Source organism: Shinella sp. S4-D37, from assembly GCF_040812195.1.
Lineage (GTDB): Bacteria > Pseudomonadota > Alphaproteobacteria > Rhizobiales > Rhizobiaceae > Shinella.
Genome location: NZ_JBFNXL010000005.1, coordinates 3,306,719 through 3,328,766, shown reverse-complemented (window position 1 = coordinate 3,328,766; position 22,048 = coordinate 3,306,719). Strand labels below are relative to the sequence as shown.

Here is a 22,048-nt window from a genome sequence, read left to right as displayed (position 1 = left end):
CCCTCTGGGCGCAGCGGCGCATCACGATGTGTAACGCGCATTAACCTGGGTTTCCCGATCCGGTTTCAGGCGATTTCGGCATCGCGCCGGCATTTCGGGGCGCGCGGACCTGCCGCATGAAAAGCTGTTGGAATGCCCTTCAATCTGATATATCAGGAGGGAGGGAAGCCATGCCTGGCCGAGACGGAGCAGATCGACATGAGATGGAAGCGCACGATCCAGTTGCTGGATGTTCATTGCGAAGGCGAGATCGGCAAGGTGGCGATCGGCGGCGTGCCGAAGATTCCCGGCAACACGATCGCCGAGCAACTCAACCACATCAACACGGTCGATGACAGCCTGCGCCGCTTCCTGTGCCTGGAGCCGCGCGCGGCGGCGACGGGTTCGGTGAACCTCCTCGTCCCCGCCAAGCGGCCGGAAGCCGACGCCGGCTTCATCATCCTGCAGGCCGATCAGGCGCATGCCTCCTCGGGCTCCAACTCGATCTGCGTCACCACGGCTTTGCTCGAATCCGGCATCGTGGAGATGAAGGAGCCGGAGACCGTGGTCGTGCTCGACACGGCCGCCGGCCTCGTCAAGGCGACGGCGACATGCCGCGACGGGCGCTGCGAGAAGGTCAAGCTCACCATGGTGCCGTCTTTCGTCCAGGAGCTGGACGTCGAGATCGACACGCCGCACTGGGGCCGCGTGCGCTTCGACATCTCCTATGGCGGCATTTTCTATGCGCTCGTCGATGTCGACCAGATCGGCACGAAGATCGAGAAGGGCAATGCCCGCGCGCTGGTCGATGCCGGCATGGCGCTGAAGGACCTCATCAACAAGGCGATGACGGTCGTGCATCCGGAAATCCCGGAGATCAACGGCGTCGCCTATGTCATGTTCCGCGATCGCGATCCGGACGGCCTGGTGCGTACCGCCACGACCATGTGGCCCGGCCGTGTCGACCGTTCGCCCTGCGGCACCGGCAATTCCGCCAACCTCGCCACGCTGCATGCCCGCGGCCTCGCCAAGGTGGGCGACACGTTCCGCTCGCGCTCGATCATCGGGTCGGAGTTCGAGGTGGGCCTGGCGGCCGAAACGGTCGTTGCCGGCCGCCCGGCGATCATCCCCACCATCACCGGCCGCGGCTGGACCTTCGGCCTGCATCAGATCGCGCTCGATCCGACCGATCCGCTGGCGAACGGCTTTGCCATGACGGACACCTGGGGTCCGCAGGCCGGCGAGATCGTCTGATCCCGCCCGTCACTTCGCGGCGTAGTGTTTCTCGATGGCGCCGAGAGTGATCGGGTCGATCTCGGCATTCTCGGCGCCGGCGATCAGCTTGCGCTCGGCGAGCACCTGCTTGATGGCGATGCGCGCGTCCGCGCTGAGCTGCTCCGGTGTGTTGCGCAGGATGACTTCGAGGTCGATGTCGCGCATCTCGAAGGCGGCGACGAGGCTGTTCACCGCCTGCTCGACATTCCTGACGATACCTTTGCCGCTCTGCTGCATCAGGCCGAATTTCAGCGTGCCGTAGCTGTCGCCGCGCTCGGCGGCGGCCTTGAAATAGCCGGCGGCGGCGGCAAGATCCTGCGAGATGCCTTCGCCGGATTCCAGCATCAGGCCGAGATTGATCATGGCGTCGACCACGCCGCCCTCGGCGGCCAGGCGATAGAAGGCCGCGGCGCGCGCATTGTCTTCCGCGATCAGGCTGCCGTCGTCGAGGAGCACGCCGAGATTGAAGGCCGCGGTCTCGTCGCCGCTCGCCGCCGCCTTGTCGAACCAGCGGGCGGCCGCCTCGCCGTCGATTTCCGTGCCGATGCCGTCGCGATAGGCGACGCCGAGATTGTAGGCGCCGAGCATGTCGCCCATCTCGGCGGCTCTCCTGTAGTGGTTGAACTCGGCGACCGCATCGCCGCGCTTGCCCAGCATCGCGCCGTAATTGACCATCGCCACGGTGTGGCCGAGCGCGGCCGCCTCCGCATAGAGCTTCATGGCGTCGAGGTCCTGGCCGGCGCGCTCCAGCGCCCGGCCGAGCTGGAAGGCCATGCGCGCGCCGCCGCCGGCATTGTAGGCTTCGCGGCAAGCCGAGAGCGCCGGGCCGATCCGGATGTCCTCGCGAGCGACCGGCGTGAAGGCCATGTTGCGCGTCATGTCGTATCGGCTGCCCGCCGCGGCGTCGCACTGGGCTTCGATGGTGTCGGCCGATGCGCCGCCGGCGACGCCGGACAGGAGGACCGCGAAGAAAAGGGCGCGGCCAGCCGTCTTCATTCCATTGGATCGCATGAACATGATCCGTCTCCCTTCGTTGATGGCTGCACCATAGAGGGCTGGCGGACAAAGGCTGTTTCCGCGGGAACAGAAGGCTTGAGGGGAGCGGAGCATAAGGGATGCAGCTGAGGTGCGTTTGCCGTGCCTTCGTATAATTCCCGCAAGGAACTCGGCGGATTTGCCCGGGAAATTGCGTATAGAGTAGAGGAGAGCGTTCTTGCAGCCGAGGGGCGCAGGGATGCTCAGGGTCAATTCCATTCCGCCGGGTTCGGCCGCGCGTGAAAGGTACGTCAATGCGAACGCTCAACGTTTTTCGTCCGGTCCGTTTCACCCGCCGGCTTTTCATGGCCGGAGGGGCGCTCGCTCTGACCGGCATCGGCATCCGCGCCACCCAGGCGAACGCGGTGATCGGCAAGGCGGTGGAGATCACCGGCGAAGTCAGCCGCAAGCAGGCGAACCTCCTGGAAGGGCTGAAGGCCGGCGCGAGCCTGATGGACCATGATTTCGTCACGACGGGCCGGGAGAGTTTTGCCGCGCTGGAACTCGGCGAGGACACGACGCTCCTCCTCGGCGCCGACACGGAATTGCTGATCGACACCTTCATCGCCGGGCAGGGCGGCACGATCGAGCTCGGCACGGGGCAGATGATCTTCGACCGGCCGGAAGGCCTTACCAAGATCGACCTCACCGTGCGCACCGCCTTCGGCATGATCGGCGTGCGCGGCACGAAGTTCTTCGCCGGTCCCAGCCGCGGTCCCTTCGCCGTCTTCGTCGAGCACGGCTTCGTCGAGGTCTCCGGCGGCGGCTTCACGAAACAGGTCGGCCCCGGCCAGGGCGTGGAGATCGCTGCGCCGGGCGCCGCGCCGGGCGAGGTCACGCAGTGGGGCGAGGCCCGCATCCGCGAGGCCTATGCGAGCGCCGGCGCCCGCTGAGCGCTTGTGGCATCTAGTCCAGCGTGAACAGCGCCATCGTGCCGAAGCCGCGGATCTCGTGTTTGCCGATGGCGCGCAGCGGCCGGCTGGCTTCCTCGGCTGCGCGCGGGCCGACGCAGATCTGCGTTCCGAGGAACTTGTTGGCGTCCTGCAGCCGTGCGGCAAGGTTCACCGCGTCGCCATGGGCGGTATAGTCGAGCTTGCCGCCCACGCCGACCTCGCCCAGCACCGCCATCCCCGTCTCGACGCCGATGCGGGTCCGGCCGAATTCCTTTTCGAGGAAGAGCGGCCGGCGGCGCATCTCCTCCGTCAGCGCGCGGATCTCGTCCGCGCAGGCGAGCGCCTTGTCCACATGCCGGTCGAGATTTTCGGGCGCGTTGAAGAGCGCATGCACGGCATCGCCCACCACCTTGTCGACCATGCCGCCATGGTGCGCAACGAGCGCGTTCACCTCGGTGAAGTAGATGTCGAGCAACTTGACGAGGTCGTGCGGGCCGATCTTCTGCGCCAGCGTCGAAAAGCCCTCGATATCCGTGAAGAGCGCCGTCACCTGCCGCTCCTCGCCGGCCACGCGGCCGAGGTCGGGATTGTCGATGTAGCGCGAGACGACCGATTGCGGCAGGTACTGCGAGAAGCGCTGCCGGGCGGTCGCCTCGGCCCGGCGCACATGGGCGAATTGCAGGAGGCCCGTCACGAGCGCCGCCGTCGCCACGATGAGCGCCACGCCGACCGCATCGGATAGCAGCGCCGTGCGCGCATAGAGCAGCATCGAGGCGCCGAAGCCGAGGCCGACGAGCGCAAGCCCCGAGAGCGCCGCAAAGAGCGGCCGCAGCCGCGCCGCCGCAAGGGCTGCCGCCGCGCCGGCGATGAAGGCGAAGCCCGCCTCGACGGGCAGCAGCCCCACGTCGCGCATCGGGATATGGTCGGTGAGGATGGCGTTGGCGATATCCGCATGGATCTGCACGGACGGTTCGAGCGGCATGGAGGCGCTGGTCCTGAGGCCGCCGAGATTGGGCAGGCTGCTGCCGATCAGGACGACCTTGCCGGCGATCCTTTCCGCCGGCACCGCACCGGCCACCACGTCGCCTGCCGAGACGGTACGCGCGCGGATCGCGTTCGCGTCGCTCGCCACGAAGCGCATGCTGCCGTCCTCGTCGAGCCGCAGGACGCGGGCGTCGTGGCGCAGCCAGGCCGGATCCCCGCCGAGCACCGGCGTGCGCGCGCCAGCCGCCAGCCGCGCCGCCTCCACGCCGAGCGCCGGATAGGCGGCATTGCCGACGATGGCATAGGCTTGCACGCGCCGCACCACGGCATCCTCGTCGCCGACGAGGAAGGCCGCGGCGGCCGCCGCCGAGTGGTCCTGCAGGAAGGCGCAGGAGCTTTCCGTTCCGTCGATGAACCAGAGGTCGGGCACGGCGACCGGCCGTTGCAGCGCGAGCGCCGGCACGGGATGGGGCGCACCGTCGGACGCCTCGCCGATCAGGAAGCCGAGGATCGTCGGCGCCTTGGCGATGGCGCGGGCGAGCGCCGCATTCGCCGGCTCCTCCGGCGCGCAATCGGTGCTGAAGATGAAGTCGAAGGCGATGGCGGTGGGCCTTGCGGCGGCGAGCCGGTCGATCAGCGCTGCCGTCTCGGCCCGTGTCCAGTCCCGGTTCGGCGCGGCGAGGAACGCCTTGCGGTCGATGTCGACAACCACGATCCGGTCGCTTCCGGCAACGGGAACGCCCTGCGTCAGCGCGTCGAAGTAGAATTCGCGCTGGCGCTCCAGCGCCGTCTCGCCGAGCGAAAACAGCGTGAGCGCGCCGGCAAGGCTTGCGGCAAGGCCGGCGAGGAGGGGGCGGTATCGCTTGGCGATCATGACCGGCCGGTCCCGGCAGCGTCAGTCGTCATCCGGCTCGGCGAAGGTTTGCAGCCGACCGATATGGCAATGGATGATGCCGTCGTTGCGGCGGATGGCGCCGGCCTCCTGCAGCGCGAGGATCGAGCGGTTGATCTTCGGCCGGCTGGCGCCGACGATACTGGCGATCTCCGTCTGGCTGAGCGAAAGCTGGAGATTGGCGCTTTCCGGCAGTTCCTCGCCATGGATGTTGCGCAGCGTGGCGAGAAAGAAGCGCGCGACGCGGGCGTCGAGATCGTAGAGCGCGATCGTCTCCAGTTGCTCCGTCGTCTCGCGCAGCTTGGTGCAGAGATAGTGGATGATCGCCTGCGCCGCCGTCGGGTTGCGCAGGAGGATTTCCAGGAAGTCGCGCTTGGAGATGATATAGCCTTCCGTCGCGACGACGGCGGTGGCGTCCGCCGAGCGCGGCTGGCCGTCGAGGATCGCCATCTCGCCGAGCACCGAGCCCGGTTCCAGCTGGCGCAGCGACAGTTCCTTGCCCTGCGGCGTGATGAGCGAAAGCTTGATCCGGCCGGTAACGAGCACGATGAGATAGGTTCCCTCGTCGCCGCGCTGGAAGATCACGGTGCCGGCCGACCACTTGCGATAGGTGGCGATGCCGGCGATCTCGCCGAGCGTTTCCTTGCTGAATCCTTCGAAAATCGGAAAGGACCGCCAGAACGCGGCGCTTTTGTTGATCTCGCTCATACCCGGATTCCCCCGACCGCGCTGACGCAACACGGAACGCGCCGCCTTGTCGAAATCTTCGCCCAGCCGATGGGCGCTTGCAACAGAAAAGAACGGAGAGTTCCGGGCCGGTCCCCGGGGGTACGGTTACTGGCAGATGCGCACGCGTTTGGTGATGGTCTTGCCATGCGGGTCTTCCGAGCGAATGCGCTTGGTGATGCAGGTCTGCTGATAGTGTCCATAGTAGCCTTCTCCATGGGAGGAACCGGCATGGCCGGACGCGGTGGAGACGAGAGAGGCGGCGGCGATGGCGAGGGCGATAAGGTGGGGGCGCATGGGGGCTCCGGAAGGAGAAAGGCGGGGACTGACGACCCCCTTGTCGCATGGCGGGCCGCGCCCTTCTGTTTCGCCGGGAACAGGCATCGTTCACAAAAAGAGAACGACGTGTCCTCTGACTGCCCGGCTAGTTTGACGAATGAAAGCTGATATCTCTTCCTCAACGCAAACGCCAAGCCTCAGGAGCTTCAAATGCAACAGAACGTCGTCGTCCTCGTCGGGCGCATTCTTCTCGCCCTCATGTTCATCACCGCCGGCTATCCCAAGCTGATCGATCCTTCGGGCACCGCGGGCATGATTGCCGGTGCCGGCCTGCCGGCCGCAACCGCACTCGCCTATCTCGCCGGCCTTCTCGAACTCGTCGCGGGCCTTTTCGTGCTGGTCGGCTTCCAGACGCGCATCGCCGCCTATCTGCTCGCCGTCTTCAGTGTGTTTACGGCTCTGGTGTTCCATAGCGGCACGATCGCCATCGAAGGCTTCCCGGACGGCGCGAACGGCCTGCTCACCGTCTTCAACGGCCTGATGATGTGGAAGAACATCACGATCGCCGGCGGCTTCCTCGTGCTCGCCGCCTTCGGCCCGGGCGCCTATTCGATCGACGCCCGCTCCGGCGCCGGCAAGACCGTCGCCGCCTGAACGGAACAGTCCGATCCTCCAGAAGCCCTTCCCGGTCTCCGGGGAGGGTTTTTTGCCGTCCGGTGCCGGTGAAAAGCCCCGAGCCGCTGGAAAGCCGCGGCTCTTGCTGCTATGCGCACGGGCAGACAGCCTTGCGGGAGATGCCGATGTTTTCCAATTCCTTTCCGGACCGAGACGTGATGGCGGAGCTGATGGCCCGCATGCTGTGGGAGATCAAGGCCGTGCATTTCCGGCCGGAAGAGCCCTACAAGCTCGCCTCCGGCATGGCCTCGCCGGTCTATATGGACTGCCGCAAGCTGCTTTCCTATCCGCGCATCCGCTCGGCGATCATGGATTTCGCCGCCGCGACCATCACCCGCGCGGCCGGCTTCGAGCGTTTCGACGTGATCGCCGGCGGCGAGACGGCCGGCATTCCCTTCGCGGCCCTTCTCGCCGACCGCCTCGCTTTGCCGATGGTCTATGTCCGCAAGAAGCCGAAGGGCCACGGCCGCAACGCCCAGATCGAAGGCGTGATGCCGGAAGGCGCGCGCGTGCTCGTCATCGAGGACCTGGTGACGGTCGGCGGCTCCATGTTCACCTTCATCGATGCGATCCGCGCCGCCGGCGGCGTGGTCGATCACGGCATGTCGCTGTTCTACTACGGCATCTTCCAGGAGGCCGAGGCCCGCTATGCCAATGGCGGCGTCACGCTGCACCACATCGCCACCTGGCGGGACGTGCTCGCGGTCGCCCGGGCGGAAAAGCTCTTCGACGAGGCGACGCTCGCCTCCGTCGCCGCGTTCTTCGATGCGCCGCTCGCCTGGTCGGCGGCCCATGGCGGCGTTGCGGAACTGCCGACGTCGTAAAAGCCTCTGGCGCTTTTCAGCGGGATCGTTTAAATCGATTGAAAATCTCTTGGGAGGGCCGATATGATCCTGTGTTGTGGTGAAGCGCTGATCGACATGCTGCCGCGGACGACGACGCTGGGCGAGGATGCCTATGCGCCCTATGCCGGCGGGGCGATCTTCAACACGGCGATCGCGCTCGGCCGGCTCGGCGTGCCGGCGGCTTTCTTCACCGGCCTTTCCGACGACATGATGGGCGACATCCTGCGCAGGACGCTCGCCGAGAGCGGTGTCGACTACAGCTATTGCGCGACGCTCTCGCGCCCGACGACGGTCGCCTTCGTCAAGCTTGTCGACGGCCACGCGACCTACGCCTTCTATGACGAGGGCACGGCCGGCCGCATGATCACCGAGGCCGATCTTCCGGCGCTCGGCGAGGATTGCGAGGCCCTGCATTTCGGCGCCATCAGCCTCATCCCAGAGCCCTGCGGTTCCACCTACGAGGCGCTGCTGCGGCGCGAGCACGAAAAGCGGGTCATCTCGCTCGACCCCAATATCCGCCCCGGCTTCATCAAGGACAAGGATGCCCATATGGGCCGCATCCGCCGGATGGCCGCCATGGCGGATATCGTGAAGTTCTCCGACGAGGACCTCGCCTGGTTCGGGCTCGAGGGCGACGAGGATGCGCTGGCCCGCCACTGGCTGCACCAGGGCGCAAAGCTCGTGGTCGTGACGCGCGGCGCGCAGGGCGCGGTCGGCTATACCGCGAACCGGAAGGTCATGGTGCCGAGCGAGCGGGTGACGGTGATCGATACTGTCGGCGCCGGGGATACGTTCGATGCCGGCGTGCTCGCCGCGCTGAAGATGCAGAACCTCCTGACCAAGCAGCAGGTGGCGAACCTTTCCGAGGACCAGATCGCCAAGGTGCTGGCGCTCGGCGCCAAGGCGGCGGCCGTCACCGTCTCGCGCGCCGGGGCGAACCCGCCCTGGGCGAGGGAAATCGGCCTCTAGCCTTCATTCGCCTGTCATCGCGGCATGGTCAAAGAGGCCATGCTCGACCACACCGCCCCGGATCCCATCGCCCTCGCCCGTTCCGATAGCGGACGGCGTCCCGTCATCCTCGTCGTCACGGATGCCTGGCGACCCCAACTGAACGGTGTCGTGCACACGCTTGAGGAGCTTGCCCGCTCCATGGCCGAGGAGGGCATCGACGTCGTCTTCCTGACGCCGCAGGGATTCACCACCGTGCCGCTGCCGTCCTATCCGGAGATCCGGCTGGCGATCACCTCCAGGCGCCGCGTGCGCGCCGAGATCGAGAAGGTCGCGCCCGATTATATCCACATCGCCACGGAGGGACCGCTCGGCATGGCCGCGCGCGCGGCCTGCCTCGAGCGCCGGCTGCCCTTCACCACGGCCTATCACACGCGCTTTCCCGAATTCATCAGCGCGCGCCTGCCCATTCCCGAAAGCGTCAGCTACTGGTGGCTGCGGCGTTTCCACAATGCCGGCGACGGCATGATGGTGGCGACCACGTCGCTCGCCGCCGAAATGGCCGCCCGCGGCTTCGTGCGCATCAAGCGCTGGTCGCGCGGGGTGGATACGAAACTGTTCGACCCGGCCAGGCGCCGCGATCTCGGCCTGCCGCGGCCGATCTTCCTCAATGTCGGCCGCGTGGCGGTGGAGAAGAACCTGCCCGCCTTCCTCAGCCTCGACCTGCCGGGCAGCAAGGTCGTGGTCGGCGACGGGCCGGACCTGCCAGCGCTGCGCCAGCGCTACCCGGACGTGCATTTCCTCGGCCGCAAGACCGGCGAGGAACTGGCATCCATCTACGCCTCGGCCGACGTCTTCGTCTTCCCGAGCCGCACCGACACGTTCGGCAATGTCATGCTGGAGGCGTTGGCGAGCGGCGTTCCCGTCGCCGCCTTCCCGGTCATCGCGCCGCGCGACGTTCTGGGCGAAGGCGGCGCGCTTTCGGACGATCTCCGGGCGGCGGCGCTCGCCGCCCTCGATATCCCGAAGGACGTCGCCCGCGGCCGCGCCATGACCTATAGCTGGCGCGCCTGCGCCCGCGAGTTCCTCGGCAATCTTGCGCGCGTGCCGCGCGATGCGTTCGCGGCACGCCGCCTCAGCTTGCGTTCCTAGTTTACCTTTTTGAGAAGCGCGGCGACGAGGCCGGCGGTCGAGGAATCGTGGCCGGCGGCGCTCTCCTTGCCTTCCACGACCGGCAGCAGGCCCGTTGCCAGTTCCTTGCCGAGTTCCACGCCCCACTGGTCGAAGGAATTGATGTTGAACAGGGCGCCCTCGACGAAGACGCGGTGTTCGTAGAGGGCGATCAGCCGGCCGAGCGCGAAGGGCGTCAGGCTGTCGTGCACCATGGTGATCGACGGGCGGTTGCCGTCGAAGACGCGGTGCGGCGCGATCCTGTCCGCCTTGGCCTCATCCATGCCCTTCGAAGTCAGCTGCGCCCTGGCCTCCGCCAGCGTGCGGCCCTTCATCAATGCTTCCGACTGGGCGAGGCAATTGGCGATCAGGAGCTGGTGCTGGTGGCGCAGGTCCTTCTCGTGACCGTTCGCCGCGATCATGAATTCGGCCGGGATGATCGCCGTGCCCTGGTGGATGAGCTGGTAGAAGGCGTGCTGGCCGTTGGTGCCGGGCTCGCCCCAGACGACGGGGCCGGTCTGGCCGTCGACGGGCGTCGAATCCATCGTCACCGACTTGCCGTTCGATTCCATGTCGAGCTGCTGGAGATAGGCCGGAAAGCGCGACAGGCGCTGGTCATAGGGCAGGATGGCCCGCGAGGCGTAGTTCAGCACATTGCGGTGGTAGTAGCCGATGAGGCCGAGCAGCATCGGGATGTTTTCCCGGATCGGCGCCTCGCGGAAATGATTGTCGATGGCATGGCCGCCGGCGAGGAATTCGGCAAAATTCTGCCTGCCGATGGCGATCATCAGCGGAAGGCCGATGGCCGACCAGATCGAGTAGCGCCCGCCGACCCAGTCCCAGAAGCCGAAGACGCGTTCCGCCCCGATGCCGAAGGCCGAGACCTTGTCGAGCGCGGTGGAGACCGCGCAGAAATGGTGGCCGACGGCCTTTTCGCCCAGCGCATCGGCGATGAACCTGCGGGCCGTGGCGGCGTTGGTCATGGTCTCGATCGTCGTGAAGGTCTTGGAGGCGACGATGAACAGCGTCGTCTCCGCCTCCAGCAGCTTCAGCGTGTCGGCGATATGCGCGCCGTCGATATTGGAGACGAAGTGCAGCCTGGGGCCATCATGGAAGGGGGCGAGCGCCAGCGTCGCCATGACGGGGCCGAGGTCGGAGCCGCCGATGCCGATATTGACGACGTCGGTGATCTTCCGGCCCGTCGCGCCGGTGAGTTGACCGGTCCGGATGCCGTCCGCGAAGGCGCCCATGGCGTCGAGCACGGCGTTGACGTCGGGCATGACGTCCTTGCCGTCGACGAGGACGGGCGTATTGGCGCGGTTGCGCAGCGCGGTGTGCAGCACGGCGCGCTCTTCCGTGATGTTGATGATTTCGCCGGAGAACATGGCGTCGCGCTTCTTTTCGACGCCGGCGTCCTTCGCCAGCGCCTCCAGCCCGTCCAGCACGGCCTCGTTCACCGCGCATTTGGAATAGTCGAAGAGGAAGTCGCCAAGCGCGAGGCTGTAGCGGGAGAACCGCTGCGGGTCGGCCGCGAAGGCGGCGCGGATGTCTGTGGCGTTGGTGTCGCGGACGATGGATTTCAGCTTTTCGACAAGCGCGTTCATCGGCGTGGTCCCTGGCTTTTGACGATGCCGCTAGCTAGTCGCTTTGGCATGTCCAAATCAAGGCCGCAAACGCGACTTGGCCGAAAAAATTAAATCGGTTTAACTTGGGTTCCCGCAGGCCCGCAGATCCTTGCGCAATATCTTGCCGACATTGGATTTCGGCAGTTCCGTGCGGAATTCGATGAATTTCGGCCGCTTGTAGTTGGTGAGGTTCGCCGCGCAATGGGCCTTCACGTCGGCCTCCGTCAGCGCCGGATCCCTCTTGACGACGAAGAGCTTCACGGCCTCGCCGGAATGGCCGTCCGGCACGCCGACGGCGGCGCATTCCAGGATGCCGGCGAGCGACATGGCCACCTCCTCAACCTCGTTGGGGAAGACGTTGAAGCCGGAGACGAGGATCATGTCCTTCTTGCGGTCGACGATCTTGGTGAAGCCTTCCGGCGTCATGAAGCCGATGTCGCCGGAACGGAAGAAACCGTCCGGCGTCATTGCCTTCGCCGTCTCGTCCGGCCGCTGCCAGTAGCCGGCCATGACCTGCGGGCCGCGGATGCAGATCTCGCCGACCTCCCCCAGCCCCAGCGTCCTGCCGTCGTCGTCGCGGATCTCGATATCGGTCGAGGGGAGCGGCAGGCCGATCGTGCCGGTGAATTCCGGCCTGTCGAAGCGGTTGGCGGTCGCCACCGGCGAGGTTTCCGAGAGGCCGTAGCCCTCGGTGATCGCGCAGCCCGTCATCGCCTGCCAGCGCTCTGCCACCGGCCGCTGCACCGCCATGCCGCCGCCGAGCGTCAGCATCAGCTCGGAAAGGTCCGCCTTCGAGAAATCCGGATTGTTCATCAGCGCGTTGAACAGTGTGTTGAGGCCGGGGAAGATGTGGACGCGCACCTTCGCCAGTTCCTTGATGAAGGCCGGGATATCGCGGGGATTGGCGATCAGCACGTTGTGGCCGCCGAGCGCGATGCCCATCAGCCCGTTCACCGTCAGCGCGAAGATATGATAGAGCGGCAGCGCGCAGACGAAGACGAGCTGCTCCGGCCGCTTCCTGAGGCGGAAGGTCGGCTCGATCCACAGCTTGATCTGCTCCATGTTGGAGAGCAGGTTGGAATGGGTCAGCGTCGCGCCCTTGGAGACGCCCGTCGTGCCGCCGGTATATTGCAGGAAAGCGGTATCGCCGGGCGCGATGTCGACCGGCCGGATGCGGCCACGCGCGCCGTCCGCCATCACCCGGGTGAACGGCACATGACCGGGCAGCGACCAGGCCGGCACCAGCTTCTTCACCCGGCGCACGACGAAGTTGACGATCAGCCCCTTCAGCCCCAGCATGTCGCCCATCGTGGTGACGACGACATGCTCGACCGCCGTGCGCGTGACGACCTGCGCCACGGTGGTCGCGAAATTTTCCAGCACGAACAGCGCCTTGGCGCCGGCATCCTTCAGCTGGTGCTCTAGTTCCCGCGGCGTGTAGAGCGGGTTGACGTTCACCACGACAAGGCCGGCGCGCAAGATGCCGAAGATGATGACCGGGTTCTGCAGGACATTCGGCATCATCACGGCGACGCGGTCGCCCTTCTCCAGCCCGCGCGCCTGAAGCCAGACGGCGATCTTCGCCGAAGCTGCCTCGAAATCCCGGAAGGTCAGCGTCTTGCCCATGCTGGTGAAGGCCGGGCGATCGGCATATTGCGCGCAGCAGCTTTCGACGAGTGCGCCGATCGAGGCGTGGGCGAGCGGTGCGATCTGCCCCGCCATGCCTTCCGGATAGGAGGCCAGCCAGAACCGGCCGGAGGGCTGGGCGGAAGGGGCTTCGATCGTGGCGCTCATGCGTCTCCTCCTCGTTGTGCGCAGGGTATCATCCCGTCCGCCGGCGCCGAACGGTCCTCCAACCATTCGTAGGGACAAGATGATGCTTTTGAAAGGCGCCATCAAGACCGATTGCTATATTACATTGACGTAAACGTTAATAACTCGGCGGTTCCCCGGCGCTTTTCATGGTTCCGCCGCGCCTGCGGCGTCTCAGCGCGCCTTCGCCGAAAAAACCACGTATATGTTTAACATTCGTGCGATACACATTATCTGGATTACCCGGCCCCCGCATGGGCCTCATGGGAGTGGACGCGTTTGCTGCATCAGGACCACCGCAGAAGTGAGCCCCGGTTTCTCGGCGTGGCGCGCGCGAGCAGCGCGGCGCTCATCTCGCCGATTTCGGCGGCGCGCTGGCTCCTCGTGCTCATCGTCTTCGCCGGCATCTATTTCTTCCACGGCTTCGTCGTGCCGGTGCTCGCCGCGCTGGTCATCGCCTTTGCGAGCTGGCCGCTCTATTCGCGCCTGCTCGCCCAGGTGAACGGCAACCGCACGCTCGCCGCCTCCATCGCCATCCTGATGATCCTCGCCTTCATCATCGGGCCGATCATGATCGCCTCGACCTATGCCTTCCACGAGATTCGCGACTGGATCGGCTGGGCCGTCGAGACGAACACGACCGGCGCGCCGACGCCGGACTGGATCGGCGCGCTGCCCGTCGTCGGCGGCTGGCTCGACATGCAGTGGACGCGCTTCCTCGACCATCCCGGCGCGATCGGCGAGCTGACGCAGATCGTCAGCGGCGCCAATATCGGCAATATCTACCGGGTGGCGCTGGCCGCCGGCGGCAAGGCCTTCGGCCTGCTGCTCGCCATGCTGTTCATGCTGATCGCCCTCTTCTTCATCTACCGCGACGGCCAGTCCTTCGCCGGCCAGGTGGACCGGCTCGGCGAGCGCATCCTGCCGATGCGCTGGGAGCGCATTTCCCGCATCGTGCCGGCGACGATCAGCTCTACCGTAACGGGCATGACGCTGATCGCCATCGGCGAGGGCATCGTGCTCGGCATCGCCTATTGGGTCGCCGGCGTGCCCTCGGCGGTCACGCTCGGCGTTTTGACCGGCATCATGGCGCTCTTCCCCGGCGGCGCGCCGCTCTCCTTCACGCTGGTCTCGATCTATCTCGTCTCCAGCGGCTCGCCGGTCGCGGGCCTCGCGCTCCTCACCTGGGGGTCGGTCGAGCTCTTCATCGTCGACAAGACGCTGCGTCCGCGCCTCGTCGGCGGCCCGATCAAGCTGCCGTTCCTGCCCACCTTCTTCGGCCTCATCGGCGGCGTGAAGACCATGGGCTTCCTCGGCCTCTTCATCGGCCCCGTCCTCATGGCGTTGCTCGTCGCCATCTGGCGGGAATGGATCCGCGAGGTCGACGCCACCGAGCCGCCCTCGACGATCATCCTCGATCCGTCGTCCGAGGCCGCCCAGAGGGTCGACCCGGAGCGCCATGCCGGCTGACCGGAAAGGGGTCGTGCGGGCTCATCTTTCCTCGCGCTGTCCCGCGCCGATATGGTAGCCTTGCGGCATGAACACGCTTTCCGGCGAGACATTCTTCAGCACGCTTCCCGTCTTCGTCGATTTCGCCGGCGTCGCGGACGGCCACAACTACCATGCGCTGCCGGCCGACTGGGCGCTGGCGACCGCGGATATCGTCGATTCCTCCGGGGCGATCGAGACGGGCCGCTACAAGGCCGTCAACATGGCCGGCGCCAGCGTCATCTCGGCCGTGCTGAACGCGCTCGGCAACACCGACCTTCCCTTCGTCTTCGGCGGTGACGGCGCCATTGTCGCCGTGCCGCCGTCCGGTGCGGAAAGGGTGCGCGATGCCCTTTCGGCGGTGCAGGGCTGGGTCGGCAGGGAGCTCGGGCTGACGCTGCGCGTCGCACTCGTCCCCGTTGCCGAGGTCATCGCCGCCGGGCTGGAGGTCCGCGTCGCGCGGTTCCAGGTCACCCCCGATGTGTCCTATGCGATGTTCGCCGGCGGCGGATCGAGCTGGGCCGAGGCGCGCATGAAGGAAGGTCGCTTTGCCGTGCCGCCGGCATTGCCGGACGCCCATCCCGACCTGACGGGCCTCTCCTGCCGATGGAACCCGATCCGCTCCCGCCATGGCGACATCGTCTCGATCATCGCGCTCCCCGCAGGGCGGGGCAATACGGACGCTTTCGAGGACCTCGTCCTCGAGATCATCGCGCTGGCCGGCGGCGAGGAGCGGGAGGGGCATCCCATCGCGTCGGAAGGGCCGCAGCTCGGCCTGTCGGGCGCCGGCCTGTCGGTGGAGACGAAGGCGGCAGCCAAGGGACGGCGCCTCAGGCATTGGTTCGTCATCCTGGGCCAGCACGTCCTGACCTCCGGTCTCTACCGTCTCGGCCTGACCCTCGGCCGTTTCGACCCGAAAATATACCGGCAGGACGTCGCCCGGAACACGGATTTCCGCAAGTTCGACGATGGCCTGAAGATGACCGTCGACATGGACCCGACACGGTCTCGGCAGATCGAGGCCCGGCTGGAGCAGGCCGCAAGCGCCGGTATCTGCCATTTCGGCCTTCACCGGCAGGATTCGGCGCTGATGACCTGCATCGTGCCGACGGCGCTGCGGCGCAACCACATGCACTTCATCGACGGCGCCGCCGGCGGCTACGCCATGGCCGCCACCCGCCTGAAGAAGCAGATGTCGAGCGCGTCTGGCGCGCCCTGAAACGGTGGTTCATGGATTTTGGAGAAGAATGGTGCCGCTTAGGTGACTCGAACACCTGACCCCATCATTACGAATGATGTGCTCTACCGACTGAGCTAAAGCGGCCCTTGCCGGGTCCCGATGCGTATCGGGGCCGGAATGGGTGCGCTGATAACCGCAATGGGAAGAGATTTCAAGCGGGGAGTTTCAACTTCCGCATTTTTCCCGCGCAAGGCTGCGAAATAAAGGGTCAGGCGGGGAGGAGGCGGGCTCTGGCCGCGCGGTATTCGCATTCCAGCCGCGTGACGAGGTCTTCGACGGGGGCGATCGCCTTCACCGCGCCGATTCCCTGGCCGCAGCCCCAGATGTCCTTCCAGGCCTTCGCCCCGGTTTCCGCCTTTTCGAAATCCATCTTGGAGGGGTCGGCCTCCGGCAGGCGGTCGGGGTCGAGGCCGGCGGCGGCGATCGAGGGCTTCAGATAGTTGCCGTGGATGCCGGTGAAGAAGTTGGAATAGACGATGTCGGCGCTCGTGCCGTCGACGATCGCCTGCTTGTAGGCATCGCCGGCGCGCGCCTCGTGCGTCGCGATGAAGGGCGAGCCGATATAGGCCATGTCGGCGCCCATCGCCTCGGCCGCGAGGATGGCGCCGCCCGTCGCGATCGCGCCGGAAAGCAGGAGCGGCCCGTCGAACCATTCGCGGATCTCCTGCACCAGCGCGAAGGGCGAGAGCGTGCCGGCATGGCCGCCCGCCCCGGCGGCCACCGCGATCAGCCCGTCCGCGCCCTTGCGGATCGCCGATTGGGCGTGGCGGTTGTTGATCACGTCATGCAGCACGATGCCGCCATAGGAGTGGATCGCAGCGTTCACCTCCGGCACCGCGCCGAGCGAGGAGATGACCACCGGCACCCGGTATTTCACGCACATCGCCAGGTCCTGCTCCAGCCGGGTGTTGGAGCGGTGGACGATCTGGTTGACGGCGAAGGGCGCGGCAGGGCGATCCGGGTTCCGTGCGTCGTGCGCGGAAAGGCCCTCGGTGATTTCCGCCAGCCATTCGTCGAGCTGCGATTGCGGGCGCGCATTCAGCGCGGGAAAGGCGCCGATGACACCGGCCTTGCATTGTGCAAGGGTCAGCGCCGGATGCGAGACGATGAAGAGCGGCGCGCCGACGACGGGCAGGCGAAGCTTGTGCTTGAGGATCGCGGGCAGGGCCATGGCGAGGTTCCTGTATCTTGACGTTTACGGAAACGTCAAAACCATAGCAGGGGTATGCCGCTCTGAAAAGGGGCGCGGCCGAACCTTGCCTGCGGCGGCCGGCCCGGCGAAGGCGGGCATGCGCGCGAGGCGGGCGTGGGCCGCCGGCATCCCGTGCCGCCCTCGCTTTTCCCCGGCGAAGGACAGGCAGTTTCGGCAGGGAGGCTTGCGCAAATTCCCGGCAAACGTTACGCAAAAGCTAACGAAAGCCGGAAAGTAGGGCTCTTTCCACAGGTGTATCTTCGCCGCGTGTTGGCGGTTCCCGCAGAAGGGTCGGATGTGAGCGGACTGGAAACGGCAATCAGAAACGCGCTGGCGCGCTCCGAACGCGCCAATGCCGAGGTTCGGGCGCGCATCTACCAGTCGGCGCGCAACGCGCTCGAGGCGGGCCTGCGCAAGCAGGAAATCAGCGATCCCGAGACGATCGCCGCCCAGCGCCATCGGCTGGAAGCGACCATTCACCAGATCGAGGCGGAAGAGCGCGCCGGGCATGTCGTCCCCCAAAGCCGCGAGGTTCGGGTGGACCCGGCCGTCGAGGCGCGGGCCGAGCCGGCGCTCGACGCCGAGCCGCGTGTCGAGACGGAGCGGCACGTGGAGGCCGAACGGCCGGCGACCGGCGATATCGGCGCCATAAGGCCCGAGCGCGCCGACGGTTTCGGCAAGGGCGGCAAGCCGGCGGCGGGCGCCGCGCAACCCGCGGATTTCCGGCCAGAGCGGGCCGCCAAGCCGCGCAGGCGCCGCGGCCGGCTGTTCTCCTTCCTTCTGGTGGTCGCCACGCTGATCGCCGCCTGCGGGGCGCTGGCCTGGTGGGTGCGGACGAGCGGCCTCCTTGAGGAGTTGCGGAATGGGGCGGGCAGGTCCACGCCGTCCGCGACGGTTTCGGGCGAGGATTTTTCCGGCGAGGACCCGATCAAGCGTGCGCTCGACACGCAGAGCCGCTTCACCGCCGACTGGCGGGCCGTCTTCGCGCCGGCCGACACGGCGAAGCTCTCGGCGGGACCGGCCGGGCGCTTCGAGGCGGTGAGCACCAACGAGGGCCCGGCAGTGCGCGTCACCTCCAGCAATCCCGAGCGCGACGGCGCAGTCGAGATCGCGGTGTCGCCCGAGGTCCTCGGCGAAATGGGCGGCAAGACCTCGACGATCTCCATGGCGCTGCAGGCGGTCGGCGACAAGCCGGTGCAGGTGACCGTCGAATGCGATTTCGGGTCGATGGGCGGCTGCGGGCGCCATCGCTTCACGGTGTCGGCGCGCACCGACATCCTGTTCCAGGTGGAGTTCGGCGGCTCGCTCTCGCCGAGCGAGCCGGGCCATCTCCTGCTCAACAGCGACATCACCGGCGGGGATGCGAGCGTGAACCTCTATGCCGTCCGCATCCTGCCGGGCGAGTGAGCCGGCCGCTGCCTATTTGACGAAGCCGGGCCCCGCGCCGACGATCTTCCTATCGATCTCGCCGATCGCCTTCTCGTCCTTGCCCTCGTAGTCGAGCGTTGTAAGGATGTGGCGGATGAGGTTGAGGCGGGCGCGGCGCTTGTCGTTGCCGCGCACCACGGTCCAGGGTGCCTGGTCCGTGTGGGTCTCCTCCAGCATGCGGTCGCGCTTCTCGGTATAGTCGTCCCATTTCTTCAGCGCGGCGATATCCATCGGCGAGAGCTTCCAGATCTTGAGCGGGTCGTGCCGCCGGTCGTGGAAGCGCTTGAGCTGCATTTCCCGGCCGATATTGAGCCAGAACTTGAAGAGCTGGATACCCTCCGAGACGATCATCTTCTCGAAGCGAGGCGTCGCCTTGAGGAATTTGTCGTATTGCTCGGGCGTGCAGAAGCCCATGACCGGCTCGACGCCGGCGCGGTTGTACCAGGAGCGGTCGAACAGCACGAACTCGCCCGCGGTGGGGAAGGTCGCGACATAGCGCTGGAAATACCATTGGCCGCGCTCGGTTTCGGTCGGCTTGGTCAGTGCGACGATGCGGGCAGAGCGCGGGTTCATGTTGGACATGGTGGCGTGGATCGCGCCGCCCTTGCCGGCGGCATCCCGGCCCTCGAAGACCGCCATGATGCGCTTGCCGGTCTTCTGCTGCCAGAACTGCACCTTGACCAGCTCGATCTGGAGTTCTTCGAGCGTGTCGTCGTATTCGTCGTCGTCGAGCTTCTTCTCATAAGGGTAGTCGTCGGAGCCGAAGGCCTTCTTGTCGATCCAGTCGGGAAGCTTCGGGTCGTCGACATCGAAGACCCGTGTCTTGCCGTCGATATCCAGTTCCACGGCCCGGCTTTCGGCATTTTCCGCCATCGTCCACTCCTTCAAAATCAGGGCGCGGCGCCTGCCGCCGTGCGGAAGGTGGCCACAACCGGATTGCGAATTCAAGCGTGCCGTGAAAAACATGTCATGAAGCCGCGCTATCCATTGAGAATCGATGGAGGTCGCGGAGGACAGGATGCTTGCGAGGGAATGGGTGGCGGTGACGGATCAGCGGACGGGTCTCGGCTGGCTGGCGGCGCAACTGTGGGGCGAGCGGGTGCTGATCGCCTCGGCGGTCTTCGTCGGCTTCATGATGTGGCTGGCGGGCCTGCATCTCGGCTGGGTGTCCTTCGCCGTCCTGCTGCTCGTCATCGCCGGCCTCCTGCGCACGGAGCGGCGCATGGCCGAGTCCGGCGGCAGGACCATGGCGTCGGCCGCCGTTCCTGTGCCGGATATCCAGCCCGCCCCCCCGCCCGCCGACGACCTGTCCGCCATCGCCGCGGTCCTGGGCGCGCTCGATGCGCCCGCCCTCCTCATTTCCGGCCTAGAGACGATCAAGCTGCAGAACCGTGCGGCCGAGGCGATCTTCGGCGCCATCCCGGGGGGCAGCGACCTTGCCGGCCGCATCCGCGCGCCCGGCATCCTCGACATGGTGCGCGATGCGATCGCCAGCGGCCAGCCGCGCGAGACGGAGCACGCCGAGCGCCTGCCCTCGGAGACCGTCTATGTCGTGCGCATCGCCCCGCTTGCGGAAAAGACGAGCGAACCCTTCTGGCTGCTGACCTTCCGCGACGTGTCCCAGGCGCGCCGCATCGATCGCATGCGCTCCGATTTCGTCGCCAATGCCAGCCATGAGCTGCGCACGCCGCTCGCCTCGCTGCGCGGCTTCATCGAAACCCTGCAGGGGCCGGCCAGGAACGATGTGAAGGCGCACGAGCGCTTCCTCGCCATCATGCACGAGCAGGCGACCCGCATGAGCCGCCTCGTCGACGACCTGCTCTCTCTCTCCCGCCTCGAACTGCGCTCCAATCTCACGCCGGACCAGACCGTCGATCTCGTGCCGCTGCTCGGCCATGTGCGCGACAGCCTGCAGCCGCTCGCCGCCGATCTCGGCGTGGACATCGTGCTCGACGTGCCCAGGCACCCAGTCACCGTTCCCGGCGAGCGGGACGAGTTGGTCGAGGTCCTCGAAAACCTCATCGAGAACGCCTGCAAATACGGCCAGGAGGGCAAGCGCGTGGACGTGATGCTCTCCGGCGGCGGAGACGCCCCCGTCGAGCTCTCCGTCACCGACTACGGCCCGGGCATTCCGCCGGAACATGTGCCGCGCATCACCGAGCGTTTCTACCGGGTCAACGTGGAAGCGAGCCGGTCCAAGAAGGGCACAGGCCTGGGGCTGGCCATCGTCAAGCACATCCTCACCCGCCACCGGGCGCGCCTCGTGGTGAAGTCCGAGATGGGCAAGGGCACGGTCTTTACCGTCAAATTCTGACACGAAAGGCGGCGCGTCCGTCGCGATGTTAAAAATAGACAAGCAATTCCAATTGCTTGTCGTGTCACAAATGTTTCGTCAAACTGACATAAAAGAGAGGGCGATCGGGGTTTAGAGAAGGGCCGCCGGTCAACGGCAGACAGCGCGAAACAGCGCACCCCACATGTCCTCTTCGGGAGAACCCAGATGAAATCTCTTAAGCTTACTGTTGCGGCGCTTGTTGCCTCCGCCGCATTCGCGGGCGTTGCCGTTGCGCGCGACCAGGTCCAGATCGCCGGCTCCTCCACCGTTCTTCCCTACGCCAAGATCGTCGCCGAGACGTTCGGCGAGACCTTCCCCGACTTCAAGACCCCGATCGTCGAATCCGGCGGCTCCTCGGGCGGCCTGAAGGAATTCTGCAAGGGCATCGGCCCGAACACCATCGACATCGCCAACTCCTCGCGCCCGATCAAGGACAGCGAAGTGGAAGCCTGCAAGGCTGCCGGCGTGACCGAGATCCAGGAAGTCAAGATCGGCTATGACGGCATCGTGTTCGCGACCGACGCCGGCAATGCGGACCTGAAGCTCGAGCCGAAGGACCTCTACCAGGCGCTCGCCGCCGAAGTCGTCGTAGACGGCAAGCTCGTCGCCAACCCCTACAAGAAGTGGTCGGAAGTCAACAAGGACCTGCCGGACGTCGAGATCGCCGCCTATATCCCGGGCGAAAAGCACGGCACGCGCGAAGTCTTCGAAGAGAAGATCCTCGCTCACGGCTGCAAGGACTCGGGCGCCCAGGACGTCATCAAGGCTGCCGTCGCCGACGAGAAGGAGCAGTTTTCCAAGTGCGTAGCCGTTCGCAAGGACGGCCTGGCCGTCGACATCGACGGTGACTACACCGAGACGCTGGCCCGCATCGCCGCCAACAAGTCCGGTATCGGCGTGTTCGGCCTTTCCTTCTATGAAAACAACGCCGACAAGCTGAAGGTTGCAACCGTCAACGGCATCGTTCCCTCGACCGAGACGATCGCTTCCGGCGAATACCCGGTTTCCCGCCCGCTGTTCTTCTACGTCAAGAAGGCGCATCTCGGCGTCATCCCGGGCCTGAAGGAATATGTCGAGTTCTTCACGAGCGACGACATGATCGGCCCCGACAGCCCGCTGGCCGAATACGGCCTCGTCGCGGCTCCCGATGCCGAGCGCGAAGAGATCCGCAAGACCTTCGTCGACGGCAAGATCATGTAATGAACGTCGGCCGGCACGGCATTCCGC

The 22,048-nt window shown here is 66.4% G+C and carries 19 protein-coding genes and 1 tRNA gene; 11 read left to right on the top strand and 9 right to left on the bottom strand.

The window, feature by feature from the left end:
* Nucleotides 1-198 precede the first annotated feature (198 nt).
* The gene (locus AB3G45_RS23805; RefSeq protein WP_367832891.1) at nt 199-1,233 is read left to right on the top strand and encodes a proline racemase family protein; all 1,035 of its coding nucleotides are present in this window, start codon (nt 199-201) and stop codon (nt 1,231-1,233) included.
* Between the two features lie 9 nt (nt 1,234-1,242).
* On the opposite strand, the gene AB3G45_RS23800 is transcribed toward AB3G45_RS23805, so the two are convergent.
* Nucleotides 1,243-2,271 (bottom strand): tetratricopeptide repeat protein, encoded by a 1,029-nt coding sequence (locus AB3G45_RS23800; RefSeq protein ID WP_367832890.1) that lies wholly within the window; start codon nt 2,269-2,271, stop codon nt 1,243-1,245.
* Between the two features lie 272 nt (nt 2,272-2,543).
* Between AB3G45_RS23800 and AB3G45_RS23795 the strand changes: the two genes are divergently transcribed.
* A complete protein-coding gene (locus tag AB3G45_RS23795; protein ID WP_367832889.1) occupies nt 2,544-3,182 on the top strand; it encodes a FecR domain-containing protein in 639 nt (212 codons plus the stop codon).
* 13 nt (nt 3,183-3,195) lie between these two features.
* Here AB3G45_RS23795 and AB3G45_RS23790 read toward each other — a convergent pair whose 3' ends face one another.
* From AB3G45_RS23790 to AB3G45_RS23780, 3 genes are all read right to left on the bottom strand, one after another.
* Nucleotides 3,196-5,040, bottom strand: coding sequence for a CHASE2 domain-containing protein (locus AB3G45_RS23790; RefSeq protein ID WP_367832888.1), 1,845 nt, complete (start codon nt 5,038-5,040; stop codon nt 3,196-3,198).
* A 21-nt stretch (nt 5,041-5,061) separates the two neighbouring features.
* Entirely contained in the window at nt 5,062-5,766 is a 705-nt protein-coding gene (locus tag AB3G45_RS23785; protein WP_367832887.1) for a Crp/Fnr family transcriptional regulator, read from the bottom strand.
* A 126-nt stretch (nt 5,767-5,892) separates the two neighbouring features.
* Entirely contained in the window at nt 5,893-6,081 is a 189-nt protein-coding gene (locus AB3G45_RS23780; RefSeq protein WP_367832886.1) for a hypothetical protein, read from the bottom strand.
* 192 nt (nt 6,082-6,273) lie between these two features.
* On the opposite strand from AB3G45_RS23780, the gene AB3G45_RS23775 reads away from it, so the two are divergent.
* The 4 genes from AB3G45_RS23775 (at nt 6,274) to AB3G45_RS23760 (ending at nt 9,683) form a co-directional block, all read left to right on the top strand.
* On the top strand, nt 6,274-6,717 hold the full coding sequence (locus AB3G45_RS23775; RefSeq protein WP_367832885.1) for a DoxX family protein: 444 nt from the start codon (nt 6,274-6,276) through the stop codon (nt 6,715-6,717).
* A 146-nt stretch (nt 6,718-6,863) separates the two neighbouring features.
* Nucleotides 6,864-7,562 (top strand): orotate phosphoribosyltransferase, encoded by a 699-nt coding sequence (locus AB3G45_RS23770; RefSeq protein WP_367832884.1) that lies wholly within the window; start codon nt 6,864-6,866, stop codon nt 7,560-7,562.
* 63 nt (nt 7,563-7,625) lie between these two features.
* The gene (locus tag AB3G45_RS23765) at nt 7,626-8,552 is read left to right on the top strand and encodes a carbohydrate kinase (protein WP_367832883.1); all 927 of its coding nucleotides are present in this window, start codon (nt 7,626-7,628) and stop codon (nt 8,550-8,552) included.
* Nucleotides 8,553-8,591: 39 nt separating this feature from the next.
* Nucleotides 8,592-9,683, top strand: coding sequence for a glycosyltransferase family 4 protein (locus tag AB3G45_RS23760; RefSeq protein ID WP_367832882.1), 1,092 nt, complete (start codon nt 8,592-8,594; stop codon nt 9,681-9,683).
* Here AB3G45_RS23760 and pgi read toward each other — a convergent pair.
* Entirely contained in the window at nt 9,680-11,305 is a 1,626-nt protein-coding gene (pgi, locus tag AB3G45_RS23755) for a glucose-6-phosphate isomerase (protein WP_367832881.1), read from the bottom strand. The two genes, AB3G45_RS23760 and pgi, sit on opposite strands and share 4 nt — an antisense overlap.
* 99 nt (nt 11,306-11,404) lie before the next feature.
* Entirely contained in the window at nt 11,405-13,120 is a 1,716-nt protein-coding gene (locus AB3G45_RS23750; protein WP_367832880.1) for a long-chain-fatty-acid--CoA ligase, read from the bottom strand.
* A gap of 342 nt (nt 13,121-13,462) precedes the next feature.
* Here AB3G45_RS23750 and AB3G45_RS23745 point away from each other — a divergent pair, with 342 nt between their 5' ends.
* Both AB3G45_RS23745 and AB3G45_RS23740 read left to right on the top strand, forming a co-directional pair.
* A complete protein-coding gene (locus AB3G45_RS23745; RefSeq protein WP_367832879.1) occupies nt 13,463-14,608 on the top strand; it encodes an AI-2E family transporter in 1,146 nt (381 codons plus the stop codon).
* A 67-nt stretch (nt 14,609-14,675) separates the two neighbouring features.
* Nucleotides 14,676-15,845 carry a DUF3095 domain-containing protein gene (locus AB3G45_RS23740; RefSeq protein WP_367832878.1) on the top strand — a complete coding sequence of 390 codons (1,170 nt, stop codon included), beginning with the start codon at nt 14,676-14,678 and terminating at the stop codon, nt 15,843-15,845.
* A 29-nt stretch (nt 15,846-15,874) separates the two neighbouring features.
* Here the strand turns inward: AB3G45_RS23740 and AB3G45_RS23735 are convergent.
* Nucleotides 15,875-15,950: transfer RNA gene (locus tag AB3G45_RS23735), tRNA-Thr, on the bottom strand.
* A gap of 124 nt (nt 15,951-16,074) precedes the next feature.
* On the bottom strand, nt 16,075-17,037 hold the full coding sequence (locus AB3G45_RS23730; RefSeq protein WP_367832877.1) for an NAD(P)H-dependent flavin oxidoreductase: 963 nt from the start codon (nt 17,035-17,037) through the stop codon (nt 16,075-16,077).
* A 318-nt stretch (nt 17,038-17,355) separates the two neighbouring features.
* Between AB3G45_RS23730 and AB3G45_RS23725 the strand changes: the two genes are divergently transcribed.
* Nucleotides 17,356-18,465 (top strand): biotin transporter BioY, encoded by a 1,110-nt coding sequence (locus tag AB3G45_RS23725; RefSeq protein ID WP_367832876.1) that lies wholly within the window; start codon nt 17,356-17,358, stop codon nt 18,463-18,465.
* Between the two features lie 12 nt (nt 18,466-18,477).
* On the opposite strand, the gene ppk2 is transcribed toward AB3G45_RS23725, so the two are convergent.
* A complete protein-coding gene (gene ppk2 / locus AB3G45_RS23720) occupies nt 18,478-19,359 on the bottom strand; it encodes a polyphosphate kinase 2 (protein ID WP_367832875.1) in 882 nt (293 codons plus the stop codon).
* Nucleotides 19,360-19,504: 145 nt separating this feature from the next.
* On the opposite strand from ppk2, the gene phoR reads away from it, so the two are divergent.
* Entirely contained in the window at nt 19,505-20,800 is a 1,296-nt protein-coding gene (phoR, locus tag AB3G45_RS23715) for a phosphate regulon sensor histidine kinase PhoR (protein WP_367832874.1), read from the top strand.
* 186 nt (nt 20,801-20,986) lie between these two features.
* The gene (locus tag AB3G45_RS23710) at nt 20,987-22,021 is read left to right on the top strand and encodes a substrate-binding domain-containing protein (protein WP_367832873.1); all 1,035 of its coding nucleotides are present in this window, start codon (nt 20,987-20,989) and stop codon (nt 22,019-22,021) included.
* Nucleotides 22,022-22,048 lie beyond the last annotated feature (27 nt).

Bases quoted from the DNA above. Each gene is read 5' to 3' on its own strand.
- AB3G45_RS23710 (WP_367832873.1), top strand. From the start codon at position 20,987: ATGAAATCTCTTAAGCTTACTGTTGCGGCGCTTGTTGCCTCCGCCGCA.
- AB3G45_RS23765 (WP_367832883.1), top strand. From the start codon at position 7,626: ATGATCCTGTGTTGTGGTGAAGCGCTGATCGACATGCTGCCGCGGACG.
- AB3G45_RS23780 (WP_367832886.1), bottom strand. From the start codon at position 6,081: ATGCGCCCCCACCTTATCGCCCTCGCCATCGCCGCCGCCTCTCTCGTC.
- AB3G45_RS23740 (WP_367832878.1), top strand. From the start codon at position 14,676: ATGAACACGCTTTCCGGCGAGACATTCTTCAGCACGCTTCCCGTCTTC.
- AB3G45_RS23785 (WP_367832887.1), bottom strand. From the start codon at position 5,766: ATGAGCGAGATCAACAAAAGCGCCGCGTTCTGGCGGTCCTTTCCGATT.
- AB3G45_RS23770 (WP_367832884.1), top strand. From the start codon at position 6,864: ATGTTTTCCAATTCCTTTCCGGACCGAGACGTGATGGCGGAGCTGATG.
- AB3G45_RS23775 (WP_367832885.1), top strand. From the start codon at position 6,274: ATGCAACAGAACGTCGTCGTCCTCGTCGGGCGCATTCTTCTCGCCCTC.
- ppk2 (WP_367832875.1), bottom strand. From the start codon at position 19,359: ATGGCGGAAAATGCCGAAAGCCGGGCCGTGGAACTGGATATCGACGGC.
- AB3G45_RS23805 (WP_367832891.1), top strand. From the start codon at position 199: ATGAGATGGAAGCGCACGATCCAGTTGCTGGATGTTCATTGCGAAGGC.
- AB3G45_RS23730 (WP_367832877.1), bottom strand. From the start codon at position 17,037: ATGGCCCTGCCCGCGATCCTCAAGCACAAGCTTCGCCTGCCCGTCGTC.
- AB3G45_RS23760 (WP_367832882.1), top strand. From the start codon at position 8,592: ATGCTCGACCACACCGCCCCGGATCCCATCGCCCTCGCCCGTTCCGAT.
- AB3G45_RS23750 (WP_367832880.1), bottom strand. From the start codon at position 13,120: ATGAGCGCCACGATCGAAGCCCCTTCCGCCCAGCCCTCCGGCCGGTTC.
- pgi (WP_367832881.1), bottom strand. From the start codon at position 11,305: ATGAACGCGCTTGTCGAAAAGCTGAAATCCATCGTCCGCGACACCAAC.
- AB3G45_RS23800 (WP_367832890.1), bottom strand. From the start codon at position 2,271: ATGTTCATGCGATCCAATGGAATGAAGACGGCTGGCCGCGCCCTTTTC.
- AB3G45_RS23790 (WP_367832888.1), bottom strand. From the start codon at position 5,040: ATGATCGCCAAGCGATACCGCCCCCTCCTCGCCGGCCTTGCCGCAAGC.
- AB3G45_RS23795 (WP_367832889.1), top strand. From the start codon at position 2,544: ATGCGAACGCTCAACGTTTTTCGTCCGGTCCGTTTCACCCGCCGGCTT.
- phoR (WP_367832874.1), top strand. From the start codon at position 19,505: ATGCTTGCGAGGGAATGGGTGGCGGTGACGGATCAGCGGACGGGTCTC.